13 protein-coding genes are annotated in these 15680 nt (G+C 40.6%); 5 read left to right on the forward strand and 8 right to left on the reverse strand.

Annotated elements, in window-relative coordinates; genetic code table 11:
• Positions 1 to 39 precede the first annotated feature (39 nt).
• From Aru01_RS02695 to gspF, 4 genes are all read right to left on the reverse strand, one after another.
• Complete coding sequence (locus tag Aru01_RS02695) at positions 40 to 378, reverse strand: tRNA-binding protein (protein ID WP_016657671.1); 339 nt, start codon at positions 376 to 378, stop codon at positions 40 to 42.
• A gap of 100 nt (positions 379 to 478) precedes the next feature.
• Complete coding sequence (locus Aru01_RS02700; RefSeq protein ID WP_016657672.1) at positions 479 to 832, reverse strand: hypothetical protein; 354 nt, start codon at positions 830 to 832, stop codon at positions 479 to 481.
• Positions 833 to 1107: 275 nt separating this feature from the next.
• The gene (gene gspG, locus Aru01_RS02705; RefSeq protein WP_016657673.1) at positions 1108 to 1545 is read right to left on the reverse strand and encodes a type II secretion system major pseudopilin GspG; all 438 of its coding nucleotides are present in this window, start codon (positions 1543 to 1545) and stop codon (positions 1108 to 1110) included.
• A 76-nt stretch (positions 1546 to 1621) separates the two neighbouring features.
• Entirely contained in the window at positions 1622 to 2827 is a 1206-nt protein-coding gene (gspF, locus tag Aru01_RS02710) for a type II secretion system inner membrane protein GspF (RefSeq protein ID WP_016657674.1), read from the reverse strand.
• Between the two features lie 150 nt (positions 2828 to 2977).
• Here gspF and Aru01_RS02715 point away from each other — a divergent pair, with 150 nt between their 5' ends.
• The 5 genes from Aru01_RS02715 to Aru01_RS02735 all read left to right on the forward strand — a co-directional run bounded on the left by Aru01_RS02715 (position 2978) and on the right by Aru01_RS02735 (position 9163).
• A complete protein-coding gene (locus tag Aru01_RS02715) occupies positions 2978 to 5200 on the forward strand; it encodes a primosomal protein N' (RefSeq protein WP_016657675.1) in 2223 nt (740 codons plus the stop codon).
• Between the two features lie 109 nt (positions 5201 to 5309).
• On the forward strand, positions 5310 to 7196 hold the full coding sequence (locus Aru01_RS02720; RefSeq protein ID WP_016657676.1) for a cation:proton antiporter domain-containing protein: 1887 nt from the start codon (positions 5310 to 5312) through the stop codon (positions 7194 to 7196).
• A 50-nt stretch (positions 7197 to 7246) separates the two neighbouring features.
• Positions 7247 to 8122: an Hsp33 family molecular chaperone HslO gene (gene hslO, locus Aru01_RS02725; protein ID WP_016657677.1), complete on the forward strand. Its 876-nt coding sequence runs from the start codon at positions 7247 to 7249 to the stop codon at positions 8120 to 8122.
• Positions 8123 to 8401: 279 nt separating this feature from the next.
• A complete protein-coding gene (locus tag Aru01_RS02730; protein WP_016657678.1) occupies positions 8402 to 8722 on the forward strand; it encodes a chaperone modulator CbpM in 321 nt (106 codons plus the stop codon).
• 150 nt (positions 8723 to 8872) lie between these two features.
• A complete protein-coding gene (locus Aru01_RS02735; RefSeq protein ID WP_016657679.1) occupies positions 8873 to 9163 on the forward strand; it encodes an HP1242/YdcH family protein in 291 nt (96 codons plus the stop codon).
• Here Aru01_RS02735 and Aru01_RS02740 read toward each other — a convergent pair whose 3' ends face one another.
• From Aru01_RS02740 to recD, 4 genes are all read right to left on the reverse strand, one after another.
• On the reverse strand, positions 9164 to 10381 hold the full coding sequence (locus tag Aru01_RS02740; RefSeq protein WP_016657680.1) for a magnesium transporter CorA family protein: 1218 nt from the start codon (positions 10379 to 10381) through the stop codon (positions 9164 to 9166).
• A 128-nt stretch (positions 10382 to 10509) separates the two neighbouring features.
• Positions 10510 to 12597, reverse strand: a complete 2088-nt coding sequence (gene pnp, locus Aru01_RS02745) for a polyribonucleotide nucleotidyltransferase (protein ID WP_155758012.1) — start codon at positions 12595 to 12597, stop codon at positions 10510 to 10512.
• 268 nt (positions 12598 to 12865) lie between these two features.
• Entirely contained in the window at positions 12866 to 13135 is a 270-nt protein-coding gene (gene rpsO, locus Aru01_RS02750; protein ID WP_016657682.1) for a 30S ribosomal protein S15, read from the reverse strand.
• A 716-nt stretch (positions 13136 to 13851) separates the two neighbouring features.
• Entirely contained in the window at positions 13852 to 15678 is a 1827-nt protein-coding gene (recD, locus tag Aru01_RS02755) for an exodeoxyribonuclease V subunit alpha (RefSeq protein WP_016657683.1), read from the reverse strand.
• Positions 15679 to 15680: the final 2 nt, after the last annotated feature.

Raw genomic sequence — 15680 nt, forward strand, 5'->3', positions numbered from 1 at the left:
TTTACTGTGCTTTATGACTCAACCGAAGTAGGCTTCGACTTAAAGCAACTTCGTACCTAAAGGTACATCTTGGTCAGGAACGCAGAGTGCAACATGACCTTGTTCGTTATGAAAACCTGTGACCAAGCATTCAGACTGGATCGGCCCTATTTGTTTCTTCGGGAAATTAATCACAGCAACCACTTTTTTCCCAATCAGCGTTTCAGGTTGGTAGAGCTGAGTAATCTGAGCACTAGACTTTTTCACTCCAATCTCCTCACCAAAATCGACATGTAAAATATATGCGGGACGACGGGCTTTTTCGAATACTTCGGCTTTTATAATCTGACCTACACGCATTTCAACTTTGATAAAATCATCCCATTCAATCTGTTGCATTATTGCTTCCTGCTCAATATATCGCCCTTGAGTATAAGCTAAATCTAATCACCCAGATTACATGGTTTGGACTTTATACTCGTCCAAACCGACATATTTTTTAAAATAGAAGTGAAGCAAAATCAAATGATAAATAAGAGAGCATCGCCGTAAGCAAAAGCATTGGGAAATAACGATAAATTTGTACGATGCGTTGCTCAATCACCGAGAAAATTTCGCTGTGCTTAAGCTGTAAGACCGTAACCAATAATGCTGAAATAAAGCCTAAAATTGTTAAGCTACTCAGTAAAGTCACAGCAACAAACCCAACAACGATTTGGCTTGCTCCTTCCGTCCCTTGCCAAAGTTGCAATAACACATGACTCACTGGCAATAAACTCAAAATAAGCAGAGCAGATTTAAGCATTGTCCAATGTGTTTGATTAATTTCATCTGACCAAAATAATGCCTTCATGACCCCCTCCACCTAATTAAGCTAAAACTTGACTTATTATGCGAGCTTTAAATTAAATGAAAAGCCTATTTATCTTCATGAAGTAACTTTCTTGTAACCATCACATATGCGAATTATTATCAATATAAATCTCAAGTAATATTAATGGGTTATATTCTATTTTTTACTTTAATTTTCCCATTAAAAAACACCTTGTTATTGATCACTTTTTCGAAGTAATAAACAACAAAGTGCCATCTTAAATTTGTCTGCAATATCTCTTTTAGACAAAGCGCTTAAGGCTGATAATAGATATCCGCATTGTTCTCTTCACCACCCGCTTTACCATCTGCACCGAATGAATATAAGTCATATGGACGGCCATCTGTACCAGGTTGTGAATACTGTAAATCATTTTCCCAGCTATCTTTCGGATAACCACCTTTAACATAACCGCCAGGTACCCAATTTTTTGCTGTATCAGGTTTTTTAATTAGAGCTTCAAGCCCACCTTCCTGCTCAGTTGGATAATGGTTATTATCCATTTTGTATTGATCTAACGCACTGGCAACACCTTTTAGACTAATTTTGGTTGCATCAACTTTGGCTTTTTCACCGCGCCCCATCACATTGGGTACAATTAACACCGCCAGCACACCTAAAATCACAATCACCACCATGACTTCGATGAGGGTAAAACCGGATTGTTTTTTTGGATTAAGCTTTGGTCGCATCGACTTACTCTCTTGATTTTACATTTTAAAAATAGAACATCACACGTTACACAAAGGTTTAAGCTAATTAATCAACTTAAATCATATTATTCATATTTACAATGGGTAGCATAACGGCGATGACTATCACCAAAACGATGCCCGCCATAATGACCAACATCAAAGGTTCAAGCAACGCCAACAAAGTCGAAATAAAGGTCGTAACTTCACGATCTTGCATCTCCGATGCACGTGAAAGCATACGGTCTAATTCACCTGAAGCTTCTCCACTTTTGATCATTTGTACCATCATTGGAGGGAAATAACCACTACGCTCAAGTTGAGTTGCAAGGTTACCTCCTTCGATGACTTTTTCTGCTGCGGCATTGATCGCATCGCGCACCACCCAATTGTTACTTACCGCAGCACCGATCTTTAATGCATCAACTAAAGGAACACCGGACTGCGTCAAAATAGACAAGGTACTTGCAAAACGCGCTGAGTTTATACCACGAGATAATTTACCAAATAATGGCAACTTGAGCAGAAAACGATCGAAAGTATAATGACCTGCTGTGGTTTTTAAAAATCGCATGAATAAAGTAAAAACAAAGAGAATCCCAACAATCAAAAATGGCCAAGCTTGACGAATAAAATCACTTGATTTCATCATCGCGACAGTGATCCAAGGCAACGCTTGTTTACTCTGATCAAAGGTTTTAACGATATCGGGCACGACGAAGGTCATCAGCCCCATAATGATCGCAAAAGACATCAGCATTAAAATCAAAGGATAAATCATCGCGCCCTGAATTTTTTTCTGCATCGCAAAACGGTTTTCCGTATAGTCCGACAGCTGATCTAAAATTAGGTCCAAATGTCCTGAACGTTCACCTGCCGCAATCGTCGCGATATACAATTCTGGAAAACGTCCAGATTGTTGTAAACCCTGAGCCAAGGTATGTCCTTCTAAGACCTTACTGCGCACCGAGGAAATCAAGTTTTGTACGTGTTGTTTTTCACTCTGTTTAGCAACCGCCCTTAAAGCTTCTTCAAGTGGGATTGCTGCAGCGACGAGAACAGAAAGTTGCCGAGTTAAAAGCGCCAAATCATATGCACTGAATTTTTTTTGAAAAAACGAAGATTTCTGATTTTTATCTTTTTGCTCGACAGCCTCCACACTGAGTGGAATCCAACTCTTATCACGTAACTGTTGTCTAATCTGTCTGGCTGAATCACCTTCAAGCAGACCTTTTTGTTGCTTACCAGCAGAATCGAGTGCTGTAAATTGATACGTCGGCATTATGTTGCTCTAGTTGCCAAATATTTTTGTTTAAGGAGTTGCATCCCGCGCTGAAGTTTGTTCATATTCAAGCAAGTTACCGTTTGGTACTCTAACATAAGCCAATCCTATTCACGATACTTTTTCACACTGAGTCGCCCATAATTTTATATGCCAAATATTGCCCATACCCAGCCCCATGTTTACCGTGTTCGTGTTGCGGTTCCTGTCCATATTTTTGACTGTTTTGATTATCGTCTCAGCCCGGAACAATACCAGCAGGCACAGGTTGGCGCACGTGTTGCCATATCTTTTGGCCGCCAAAATTTGGTTGGTGTTATCGTAGAAAAACTTGCTCCTGATCACCCCATCGATCCCCGTTTCAAACTCAAGGCCATTAGCGAACTGCTTGACCAAGAGGCCATACTACCAGCGGAAGTTTTAACTTTATTGACATGGTCAGCAAATTATTACCAATTTCCTATCGGAGAAGTCATACAAACCGCCTTACCTGCTTTACTACGCCAAGGTAAACCATACAACTTACTGGCTCGTGTATGGAAGGTATTGGATTTAGAGGCTGAAGCGAAACTTAAACGTTCTGAAAAACAAAGAGACGCTTATAAAATCTTAAAGCTGCACCCTCAAGGTACACTTGAGCACATACTAAACCTCAGTGGCATTGATAATGCCACCCTTAAAGCCCTAAGTAATAAAGGCATTATCCAATGTGAACTAGAAACACAAGATTTTAGTCCTGAACCCGTTCAAATGGCGCAAATGCCACTAAGTGCTAACCCTGATCAAACACATGCTATCAAAAGTATTTTAAAAGCACAGCAGCGTTATCAGGCCTTTTTACTCGATGGCCTCACGGGTAGTGGTAAAACTGAAGTCTACTTACAAGTCATGCAACAAGTACTAAAACAAGGCAAACAAGTCTTAGTTTTAGTTCCAGAAATTGGGCTAACCCCACAAACGATTAGCCGTTTTCAATCACGTTTTCATTGTCATATCGCACTGCTACATTCAGGCCTCAACGACAACAAACGTCTACAAGCTTGGCAAGCAGCACAAACTGGAAAAGCCTCGATTGTGCTAGGAACTCGTTCTGCTATCTATACAGCGATGCCCAATTTGGGCTTGATTATTCTAGATGAAGAGCATGATTTATCATTTAAACAACAAGAAGGATTTCGCTACCATGCACGTGATGTCGCATTATATCGAGCAGCACAGCGTAAATGCCCTGTCATTTTAGGCTCAGCGACTCCAAGTATTGATAGTTATCATTTGGTTGAACAGGGCAAATTAACCTGTCTAGAACTCAACCAACGTGCAGGCACCGCCCTACTGCCTAAAATGCATGTTATCGATTTAACTGTCACACAAAAGCAGCACGGGATTAGCCAACAGCTTATACTTGAAATTAAACATCGCCTCGAAAAGAAAGAGCAAGTGCTGATCTTTCTCAACCGACGTGGTTATGCCCCTGTATTACTTTGTGAGCAGTGTGGTTGGCAGGCCAGTTGCTCAAACTGCGATGCCAACATGACCTTGCATTATCAGCCCTATCAACACTTGCACTGTCATCACTGCGGTACAATTAAGAGCCTTCCGGAACACTGTCCAGCATGTCAACAAGAGAGTCTTAAACCGATTGGTATGGGAACCGCCAAAGTGGAAGAACATCTTCAATCGCTATTTCCACAATACCCCGTCATTCGAGTGGATCGTGACTCGACCAGTCGTGTTGGCAGTTGGCAGAAAATCCAAGATACCATTCATAAAAATGAGACCGCTATTTTGTTGGGTACACAGATGCTGGCGAAAGGACATCACTTTCCTTATGTAACTTTGGTGGCCATCTTAGATATCGATGCTGGGTTACTCAGCGTTGATTTTCGAGCTCCAGAACGCACTGCTCAATTGATTGTTCAAGTGGCTGGACGTTCGGGTCGTGGAGAGAAAAAAGGAGATGTTTATTTGCAGACCTATCGTCCTGAACATCCACTTTTACAAACTTTGCTGCATGAAGACTATCGTCACTTTGCCAAACAAACCTTACACGACCGCAAAGTTAGCCAAATGCCGCCTTACCGCTCGACTATTTTGATTCGTTGTGAATCTAAAGATCAGGCACATAACCAGCAATTTCTTTGTAAAATGGCTACACTATTACGCGAACAGAGCCAAATGAGCATCGATATTTGGGGGCCAATTCCAGCACCAATGGAGCGAAAAGCCGGTCGTTATCAAGCACATATGGTATTATTATCATCACAACGTGCCCAAATGCATTTTTATGTGCGAACATGGTGGCAGCAATTACTTCAGCTTAAACCCAATGATTGTAAGGTCAACATAGATGTCGATCCTCAAGAATTGAACTAAGTCTGTAACTCTCATGTTGACTCGATGTTTAAAGCTTTCGTCAATTCGACCCCATGTGTATAAACTCAATGAAGTAACACTTTCCAACAATGATCCATAGGACAATTAGATGTCATTGTTAGTACAAATCTCAATTTTATTGGTAACCGCTTTAATTTTGGTTCCACTAACAAAGCGTTTAGGTTTAAGTAGTGTATTGGCTTTTTTATTGACCGGTATTGTGCTTGGACCTAACCTTTTAGATCTCAATCAAGATACTGCGCTCACAACAGAGCTGACCTATATTGGAACTCTAAGTCTCTTATTCTTAATTGGCTTAGAGCTGCGTCCACAGCGTTTATGGCAAGTGCGTACTCAGATCAGTAAATTGGGCGGTCTTTCCTTGCTCCTTTGCACACTGGTACTGATGATACCTTTATTACTGCTCTTTAAACTCTCCCTATCTGTCAGTTTTATTTTAGCTGTTGCCTTAAGCCTTGCCTCAAGTAGCCTTTTGCTACAACTCCTACAGCAACAGCAACTCCTCAATAGTCGCTTTGGTCAACAGAGCTTTGCTTTACTTATTTTACAAGGTGCGATCGCCCTATTATTACTTGCCTTTTCTCCACTACTTCTCCCTAACGATCAAAATATTCACCATGATGTCGCCTACTTCTCATCTTTAGTTGCAGCCTTGAGTGGACTTTTTTTAATGGGCCGCTATGTAATGCGCCCGCTACAACACTTTTTAAGCAAAAATGCAGCGACAGAATTACTAACTGCAGTCGCGGTATTACAAAGTCTTTTGGTTTTTTTAGTGCTTACTGCACTATCAATTCCTGCAACAGTGAGTGCGCTTTTTGCAGGGATTCTCATTGCAGATGCAAAATTTCGTCATGAATTTGAGGCCAATATCGCACCGTTTAAAGGCATACTCATCGGAATGTTCTTTATTGGCATCGGTATGAGTCTCAACCTGAGCATACTGTTTAGCCAAAGCTTACTGCTATTGGCAGCCTTGATCACTTTTGTGTTAATTAAAACACTCTGTCTAGTGTCACTGGGCTATTTTTATCAACGTAATTGGCAACAACCGCTACTCTTGGCACTCAGTTTTACACAAGCAGGAGAAATAGGTTTTGTTGCTATTCAATTGCTATTCAATGCAGAAAGTTTAAGCCCTCTACACTATCAATTGTTACTGTGGCTCGTCGCACTTTCTATGTTGATTACTCCAGCACTATTCTGGCTAATACAACGCTATATCTTGCCCAAGTTTAAAACATACACACCACAGACAGCGCAAAATACGACACCTCGTCTAATCATCGCTGGATTTGGACGTAGTGGACAGATCATAGCTCGTGTTGCTCATATACAACAGTTACCCTTTACTGCAATTGATAACAGTCCAGTACAATTACAGATGCTACAAGGGAGTGAAGCAAATATAATCGAAGGTGATGCCACGGAAGCTGAAATCCTGCTTGCAGCAGGCATTGATTCTGCCGAGGTATTTGTATTAGCAATAGACGATGTCGAATCATCGATGCAAATTGCACGTTATATCCGACTTCACTATCCAACACTTTGTTTAATTGCTCGTGCGCGTGACCGTCACCACTTACATTTACTCAAAGAACTTGGTATTAGCCACATTTGGCGAGAGACTTATTTGTCATCACTTGGCATGGCTTATCGGACATTGTGTAAGCTCGGTATACCCACAGTACAAGCAAAACAATTGATTGAAGATTTCAGAGATCATGATGAAGCACAGATTGCAGAGCAACAACGTATTTATACTGACGATAAAAAAGTCTATGAAAGTTACAGTAGCTTCATAGACGAGTTAAACTGTATCTTTGAAAGTGATCAGCTACGAGTAGGCTCATCAGTATCGCCCATAGACACAGATGCTACAGATGCAATTGCTGATTCTTGCGCTCATCCAATAACCTCTATGCCTACTCATGCAAAGGATCGAATCGATATAACTAAAAATGAGTTTGATTGACTTGTGATTTGCGCAGTTGTCACCATTTATATCGAGATTTGGAGAATAACATGACTGATTTACGTCAACGATTTTATATTGAAAACTGCCCTGTTCGTGGAGAAGTAGTGCATTTGCAACACAGCTTGCACACGATCTTGGCACAGCGGGACTATGCCCCAGCGATTCAAATTTTGCTTGGCGAAATGCTATCTGCAACAGCATTACTTGCAAGTACCTTAAAAATTCAAGGACGTATTAGCCTACAAATTCAGGCTCAAGGTACTTTTAAATGGGCAATGGCTGAATGTACACACAAAGGTGAAGTCCGTGCCTTAGCAAACTACCAAGATGATCCACACTTTAACCAAGCTGAGGACAGCAGTACCGTGCTCAGCAACCTTGTTGATCCTGTGTTATTTATTAATATCGAACCTGAGCATGGTGAACGTTACCAAGGTATTATCGCCTTAGATCAACCGACTCTTGCCGCATGTCTCATGCAGTACTATGACCTTTCTGCACAAATTCCAACTCGAATTGTGCTGGCCAGTACAGCGGAACAAGCAGGTGGTTTGCTCATTCAGTTATTACCGCGTAATAACGAAGAAGAAGAACAGTGGATCGACGAAGATGTTTGGCCTCGCCTAACCATGTTGACTCAAACGCTTAAAGCTGAAGAATTGACCACTCTTCCTGCACAAGAAATTCTGTATCGTTTATACAACGAAGAAGAAGTCCGTTTGCCAGATGTTGAACAGCTCTACTTTGCTTGTACTTGCTCTAAAGAACGCTGTGCGACAGCTTTATTGCAAATCGGTGTTGAGGGTGTCCGAGAGACTCTTGAAGTACAAAATCCAATCCATATGGATTGTCAATTTTGTAATACTCAATATCACTTTAGTGCAGAAGAAGCCTTGGGATTATTTGGCGAACATCTAAGCTAAACCATCGAACCCGCTCCAACACTCGCTTCACAACCAAGAACATCCATCTGCTCTTGGTTGTGATATTCCCTAAAACCAATTATCTGTTTCTTATTTCATTTTTCTCCACACATCGACATCTTGATTATTTTTCATACTATAAGTAGCATAATAAAAAAACCTGTTTTACTAAAGATGATGTATTGCCCAGTTTTACTATTTACTTTTCAAGTTGATCAAATCTGTTCATTGTATCCGCTTACATCGATTTGATCCTTGTTCAGCCCAAGGAATAAGATCATGGCTACACAATATCCCCAAGAAGATCATGTCAGTCCACGGCTTGATCACCTACACGACACACAATATTTTGACTTAGCACATTTAGCACAGGCCTGCGGCCAACCTCCAGAATGGATATTACAATTACTCGAATATGAAATTTTAACTGCACGTCCTGATCATCGTATTCATCAATTTTTTGCCGAGGACCTTGCTCGAGCACAACGCGCTTATCGCTTGCAAAGAGACTTTGAGGCAAGCCTAGCTGCTGTGGCAATGATGATGGATCTGATCGATGAGATCCAACAACTTAGATTACAAATTCAACATCATCATTAAATACAAATGGCTAATTTTTGTTAAATCAAATGACAGGCAACTCATCCGCCTGTCATGATGATCTCGACCTTGGCTTAAACCACAACTAAGCGATATAGGTCTTTATCTTTATGACATATTTCACACGGAAGGAAGGAGTGTAAAGAGAGCATGAATATCAAGCTAATGAACAAAAAGTTGAAACATATGTTCCCCGAATATACGGAACTCATGGTCATACTCAAGCAAAGTGATCCACATTTTGCCAAAATGCTTGAAGCACATGATGAGCTCGATCGAAAAATCACACGTTTAGAATTAAATCCAGTCAATGTCATCAACGACAATCTGGAAATACTCAAACGACAAAAATTAAAATATAAAGATCGTCTCTACGCCCTGTTGAGAAAGGCTGCACATTACCACAGCACTTCTCTAGCGCATTCCCCGAGCAGCGAGTAATTATTTAAATCGAGTCAACTTACTGACTTCTTTCATCGTTTGTTTGATTGGCTCATAATCTAAAAACCAAAACATATTTACGCGTTGATCACGATGTTGTTGAGCCAACAAGTCGATAACACTTTTTTCACCACGTCCAACCAGATGTTGACGATAAAAGTAGTAAATCAACAATATCGTGGTAAATGCCATTAATAACAACATGATCCAAAAACCATTGGGCGATTTAAGTCCAGGAATAGACTCAAAGTTCATCCCATAAATACCTGTCAGTAATGTCAGTGGAGCAAAAACTGCTGTAATAATGGCTAAAATCCGCATGTTTTCATTGGTTTGATTGGAAATAGCTGAAAAATGTAGATCCATTGCTGCCTGAATCGAATTCCTAAAACGAATGGTATGCGATTGAATACGTTCAATGTGGTTACATAAATCATTGATGCGCACCAACATAATATCTTGCTTTTCTGCACTCTTACGGCCTTTGATATGCTGATAGTTTTCAATGACATCATCACGAAACTCTTGAAGTGCTTCAATCTGTTCTTCACAAAGGTTCTCAATCTGTTGAAAGGCCATATTTTCATGCAGTAATTGATGCCACTTTTTAAAACGCTGATTCCCCTGCAGGAGTGCCTGTTGCCAATATTCTACGCGCTTGGTCAATGGCACTCTTAAATCCAAATAATCATCGATGACGCTGTTGAGCAATCGTAAAGCTAAATCGAGTGGTGAACTGGCCAATTTGCGTGGATTGTTTTGCTCCTCGATCTTACGTGTCACGATGGTTTCTACACGTTGCACATAATTTTCCAGTGCTCGGTTACCTGTCTCTCGAATAGTAATTAATACTTGTGAGGTAATAATCAATCCAATAGGTGATGTTTCTAAACCAAATAAGCGCTCATGTTGTTCACTCGGCTCACTTAAACTAATATCATCATTCGGTGTGATCAACTTACGAAAAATCAATAAGTCATAGTCTTCTAAGGTGTCAAAAACACAAGGATGTTCTAGATTTAAAATATCGCGAACATGAAATTCATTAATAGATAGACCGGTCAGAGTGAAAATTTTCTGTTGCCAAGCCTCCGCATCTGCAATCACATCTTCACGGCGACAATCCACCCAAATAAACTCAGCAGGCTGTGTACCAATTTGTTTTTGTACATAAAAATTTGCATCATTGGGTTGCTGATAAAAATAGTATGCTTGCATGTACAGCCTAATCTGTTTGAACCAATTGATTTAAATCATGCCATAAAAAAAGCCCACTTCAAGTGGGCTTTCTGAATTACTTAATGATCTTGAATAACTTAGCCTTAAATCAGCTCAGTTAAAATCAATTAAGCTTGTTCTACGTCTTTCATGCTCAATTTGATACGACCACGGTTGTCGACGTCTTGTACTTGAACTTTGATTTCTTGACCTTCAGTCAATACGTCAGTAACGTTTGCAACACGCTCATTTGAAATTTGTGAGATATGTAACAAACCATCAGTACCAGGCAAGATATTTACAAACGCACCAAATTCAACGATACGGATAACTTTACCTGTGTAAATTGTACCTGGCTCAACTTCTGCTGTAAGTGCTTGGATTTTTGCAATCGCAGCTTTAGCAGCAGCTTTAGTTTCACCAAATACACGCACTGTACCGTTGTCTTCGATGTCGATAGAAGCTTTAGTTTCTTCAGTCAACTGACGAATTGTTGCACCACCTTTACCAATTACATCACGGATCTTATCAGGATTGATTGTGATCACTTCAAATGTAGGTGCATGTGCTGAAATTTCTGGACGAGCACGTGAAAGTACTTGGTTCATTGCATTTAAGATATGCATACGACCTGCATACGCTTGATTCAATGCAACTTCCATGATCTCTTCAGTAATACCTTCGATCTTGATGTCCATTTGCAGCGCAGTAATACCGTTAGCAGAACCGGCAACTTTAAAGTCCATATCACCAAGATGATCTTCATCACCTAAGATGTCAGAAAGTACTGCAAAACGCTCACCTTCTTTCACTAGACCCATTGCGATACCTGCAACTGGTGCTTTTAATGGAACACCAGCATCCATCAATGCCAATGAAGCACCACATACAGATGCCATAGAAGAAGAACCATTAGACTCAGTAATATCAGATACTACGCGAAGTACATATGGGAAACGGTCAACAGCTGGTAATACCGCTTGTACGCCACGACGTGCTAAACGACCGTGACCAATTTCACGACGCTTAGGACCAGATTCACGACCCGTCTCGCCTACAGAGTATGCAGGGAAGTTATAGTGCAACATGAAGCTATCAGTTTTAGTACCAGCTAAAGTATCAACCATCAAGGCATCACGTGTGTTACCTAGCGTTGCTGTTACTAAAGCCTGAGTTTCACCACGAGTGAACAATGCAGAACCGTGCGCACGGCCTAATACACCAGTTTGTACATCAAGTGCGCGTACAGTTTTAGTATCACGACCATCGATACGTGGTTTACCAGACAAGATGTTGTCACGTACTGTACGGTATTTTAGATCTTCAAATAGGTAGTTTAATTCGTCAGCAATACCATCGGTATCTTCTTCTGGAACGAATTCAGCAACTGCTTGTGCATGCAATGCATCTAATGCTGCATAACGGTCTTGTTTAACAGCAATGGTATATGCTTCAGAGATTTTCTCTTCAAACGTTGCTTTTAATTTAGCACGCAATTCTTCGTTGTGCTCAGGTGCAGTCCAAGTTGACTCTGCAGCACCGACAGCTGTAACAAATTCTTTGATCGCTTGAATTGCGATTTGCATTTCGTCATGACCAAATAGTACTGCGCCTAACATTTGATCTTCAGACAATTCTTTTGCTTCAGATTCAACCATCAATACTGCTGATTCTGTACCCGCAACAACAAGGTCAAGATCAGAAGACTGCATTTGCTCATGACTTGGGTTAAGAACGTATTCACCGTCGATCAAAGCAACACGTGCTGCACCGATTGGACCACGGAAAGGAGTACCCGCAATCGCAAGTGCTGCAGAAGTACCAAGCATAGCTGCAATATCAGCATCCATAGTTTTGTCAGAAGACACAACTGATGCAGTAACTTGAATTTCGTTGTAATAACCTTCTGGGAACAACGGACGAATTGGACGGTCAATCAAACGTGAAATTAAAGTTTCAGCTTCAGAAGCACGACCTTCACGCTTACCGTAACCACCTGGAATACGACCAGCAGCATATTGCTTTTCTTGATAGTTAACAGTCAATGGGAAAAAGTCTTGACCCGCTTTTGCTGTAGGTTGAGCAACAACTGCAACCAATACTGTTACACCACCCATGGTAATAAATACAGTATTTGCCTGACGCGCTACGCGACCAGTCTCGAGGACAACTTGATGTTGACCAAATTGAAATTCTTTACGAATGATATTAAACATAGACATTTATTTATAGTTCCTGATTTTTTCTAGTGGAGACCCCTAAGATTTGGCACCTAGCATACTGCAATACAGCACTAAAATGACAAAGCTTAGAAGCCGACCTCACTAGTTTGTACGTGTTTGCAAAAGCAAACCCAATAAAAAAACACAAAGAAGGAGCGAATATTCGCCCCTTCTTCATGATCACCTGATGGAGATCAGGTAAACGCTTAATTTCATCAACTGCAAGTTAAACATGCACATTTTTGAAATAAGGCCAATCGAATTAACGACGTAGACCTAGAGCAGCGATCAAATCTGTATAGCGAGTTGTATCTTTACCTTTAAGGTAATCAAGCAACTTACGACGTTGGTTAACCATACGGATCAAACCACGACGGCTATGGTGGTCGTGTTTGTGATCTTTAAAGTGACCTTGAAGGCCGTTGATTTGAGCAGTTAACAAAGCAACTTGTACTTCTGGTGAACCAGTGTCATTTTCAGCACGTGCAAATTTAGCAACGATCTCTGCGCGATCTGTGTTAGTTAAAGCCATTCGATTTCTCCGAGATGCTTAAATAAAAAAAAGATATAAATCAATCAGGTTTAAAAACCCTTTTGACTGCCGTGCATCACTACAGCATGCGCATATTTTAAAGGAACTACCCTCAGATTGCAAAACAAGCTTGACATATTTGTATGACACTATTGAAAAATATCTAACAAGAAGAAAACGATAGACTTTTTAAAAACTCAGATAAGATAAGCAACCATAGGAAAAAGCCTTTAAGCAAAAACTTAAAGGCTTTTTCTGCGCTGACTTTCTTTAATTTATCATTCTAGTAATTTCGTTTATGGTTATTGTGTAGGGATTGCTTCACCTTCTTCTTATGCCAAGTTAAAAACCACTAAAAAATGAATTGAAAATCATCATGACATAAATATAAGTTATACAAAAACCATAAAATGTTAACTTTATGTAATTATGATTTAGAGGTTTTGATTTTTCAGAAAAATTAAAAAAGCCCCATAGTCTCTCCCAAAACTATGAGGCTTAGCGGCTGTAAGATTCTTCGTTTATCACTTACTTTCCTGTAAGCTCGCAATCTCTCGATTAATATTGTTATTTTTTGCGATTTAAATCAGCTTTCCGTGCTGTACTTCTTATGTGTTTGCATCATCTCAAAAAGCTCTCTGACTCACTATGGGCAAATTTCTCGAATCGTTGTAAGCATTTACTTACACTACTGTCTGTTGTGGTCTGAAATATACTTATATGGAGTTTGTCATTTTCTCGACCAATCCGCTTCTTCTACGTGTTTTTAGCTGCAAACTTTGAGCAAATGTGTCGCGATCAACCAATAAACTGACTACAGATCGAGCACGTGTAATTGCTGTATATAATAGCTCTTGACTTAATAATCGCTGTGCAGCCTGATCAAAGACCACTGCAACATGTTTAAACTCAGAACCCTGTGATTTATGAATTGTCATTGCAAATGCCGTTTCTATAGTTTTAGGTAAACGTGTCGCAGCCACCCATAACTCTAAGTTTGGAAAGTAAACTTCAAATTGCTCTGCTTTCTCTCGATGCGGCAAACAAATCCCAACCTCACCATTGGCCAATCCCAGTTGATCATCATTTTGTGTCAGCATCACCGGACGCCCCAAATACCAATCGCCTTGTTTCACCCATTCGGCTTGTGTACTCAATAAACTTTGTTCCATTTCTAGGTTAAGTCGGTGTAAACCTAAATCACCATGTCGCACCGCAACTAAAATTCGATATTGATCAAAAACTGCAACCAAATGACTTAACATTTCTTGAGAAATTTCACCCAGTTGTTGGTATTGCTGCTCCACTTGATGTAATGCAGCAAAGTAGTGCTCAAAGCCCCATGCTAAGCGCTGATAATAATCAACGAGTAGCGAGTTATTCATTGGGCTCGCTAAAAATTCTAATTGAATCTGATCGGACATATCAGATACCAACTCAATCGCCTGCAATGATCCTGCTGCAACAACTTCTTGCTCAAAGTGGCTAATCAGCTGCGCTGTACTCATATTGAGTGTTAATGCAGCCTGAATAAAGTTTGCCATCTGACCGATCAACGCCCCTGCCTTAAAACGCCTGCTGGTTATAAGATTTACCCGATTCGGCTGTAAAATATCAACCTGCTGTAAATCAGCTAAGACTGCACCAACATCGACAGAAGCCAACTGATTGGCATCTCCCAATAAAATCAAACGACATGGTGTTGCAATGGCTGACAACAATAGACTAGCCAATTGCAAATCAAGCATCGATGCTTCATCAATCACGATTAAATCGTAAGGTAAGGGATGTTCAGCATTAAAACGCGCAGGTCGATGGAAACCTAAACCCAATAGTCGGTGTAAAGTAAAGGTTTCAAGCTCGCGTAGAGTATCATCCACCAAACCTAAATCATTTAATACAGGATCAGTAAAAGCCAGTCCCAATGCCTGTTTCATACGCTGTGCTGCCTTTCCAGTAGGTGCTGCCATTGCAATACGAAGTCCAGGTTGTAAATGGTTTAAGACCGCAATGATCCGTGCCAAAGTATAGGTTTTTCCCGTACCTGGCCCCCCTGTAATCAAACTCAATCCCTGACTGGCCACCATTTTTAAAGCAGCGTGCTGATGTGGATCAACCAATAGACTGTCATAAGCCGAGATATCCACCGCACTGATCTGCTGTCGTTTTAAGCGCAAAATATGCTGAGCGACTTGTTGCTCTAATTGCCAATAGCGATAGAGATACAGATTTTCTGCGTTATAGACTAAAGGCGCGACTGCTTGGCTTAATTGTTGGGATTCAACCGCAATTCCTTGTAATTGCTCAGGATCATACGGATCGATCGCAATACAACTTTCTCCACGTTCTAAAGCCAAAAGCAATTGTTGAATGCGCTGTGCCGCGGCTTCATTGCTGGTTCCAGTGACTTGTTGCACCAGATACTGACTCCAACGAATCATCCATGTGTCGACCTCTGCAACTAATTCTGTCTGATTTTCCACATGGTTATCCTCAAAGTTATCCACAGACTTATCCATTTCAAGTTTCTTTTTTGTACGCATTA

Origin of the sequence: Acinetobacter rudis, assembly GCF_000829675.1 — a bacterium.
Taxonomy (GTDB): domain Bacteria; phylum Pseudomonadota; class Gammaproteobacteria; order Pseudomonadales; family Moraxellaceae; genus Acinetobacter; species Acinetobacter rudis.

Bases quoted from the DNA above. Each gene is read 5' to 3' on its own strand.
- Aru01_RS02695 (WP_016657671.1), bottom strand. From the start codon at position 378: ATGCAACAGATTGAATGGGATGATTTTATCAAAGTTGAAATGCGTGTA.
- Aru01_RS02700 (WP_016657672.1), bottom strand. From the start codon at position 832: ATGAAGGCATTATTTTGGTCAGATGAAATTAATCAAACACATTGGACA.
- gspG (WP_016657673.1), bottom strand. From the start codon at position 1,545: ATGCGACCAAAGCTTAATCCAAAAAAACAATCCGGTTTTACCCTCATC.
- gspF (WP_016657674.1), bottom strand. From the start codon at position 2,827: ATGCCGACGTATCAATTTACAGCACTCGATTCTGCTGGTAAGCAACAA.
- Aru01_RS02715 (WP_016657675.1), top strand. From the start codon at position 2,978: ATGCCAAATATTGCCCATACCCAGCCCCATGTTTACCGTGTTCGTGTT.
- Aru01_RS02720 (WP_016657676.1), top strand. From the start codon at position 5,310: ATGTCATTGTTAGTACAAATCTCAATTTTATTGGTAACCGCTTTAATT.
- hslO (WP_016657677.1), top strand. From the start codon at position 7,247: ATGACTGATTTACGTCAACGATTTTATATTGAAAACTGCCCTGTTCGT.
- Aru01_RS02730 (WP_016657678.1), top strand. From the start codon at position 8,402: ATGGCTACACAATATCCCCAAGAAGATCATGTCAGTCCACGGCTTGAT.
- Aru01_RS02735 (WP_016657679.1), top strand. From the start codon at position 8,873: ATGAATATCAAGCTAATGAACAAAAAGTTGAAACATATGTTCCCCGAA.
- Aru01_RS02740 (WP_016657680.1), bottom strand. From the start codon at position 10,381: ATGCAAGCATACTATTTTTATCAGCAACCCAATGATGCAAATTTTTAT.
- pnp (WP_155758012.1), bottom strand. From the start codon at position 12,597: ATGTTTAATATCATTCGTAAAGAATTTCAATTTGGTCAACATCAAGTT.
- rpsO (WP_016657682.1), bottom strand. From the start codon at position 13,135: ATGGCTTTAACTAACACAGATCGCGCAGAGATCGTTGCTAAATTTGCA.
- recD (WP_016657683.1), bottom strand. From the start codon at position 15,678: ATGCGTACAAAAAAGAAACTTGAAATGGATAAGTCTGTGGATAACTTT.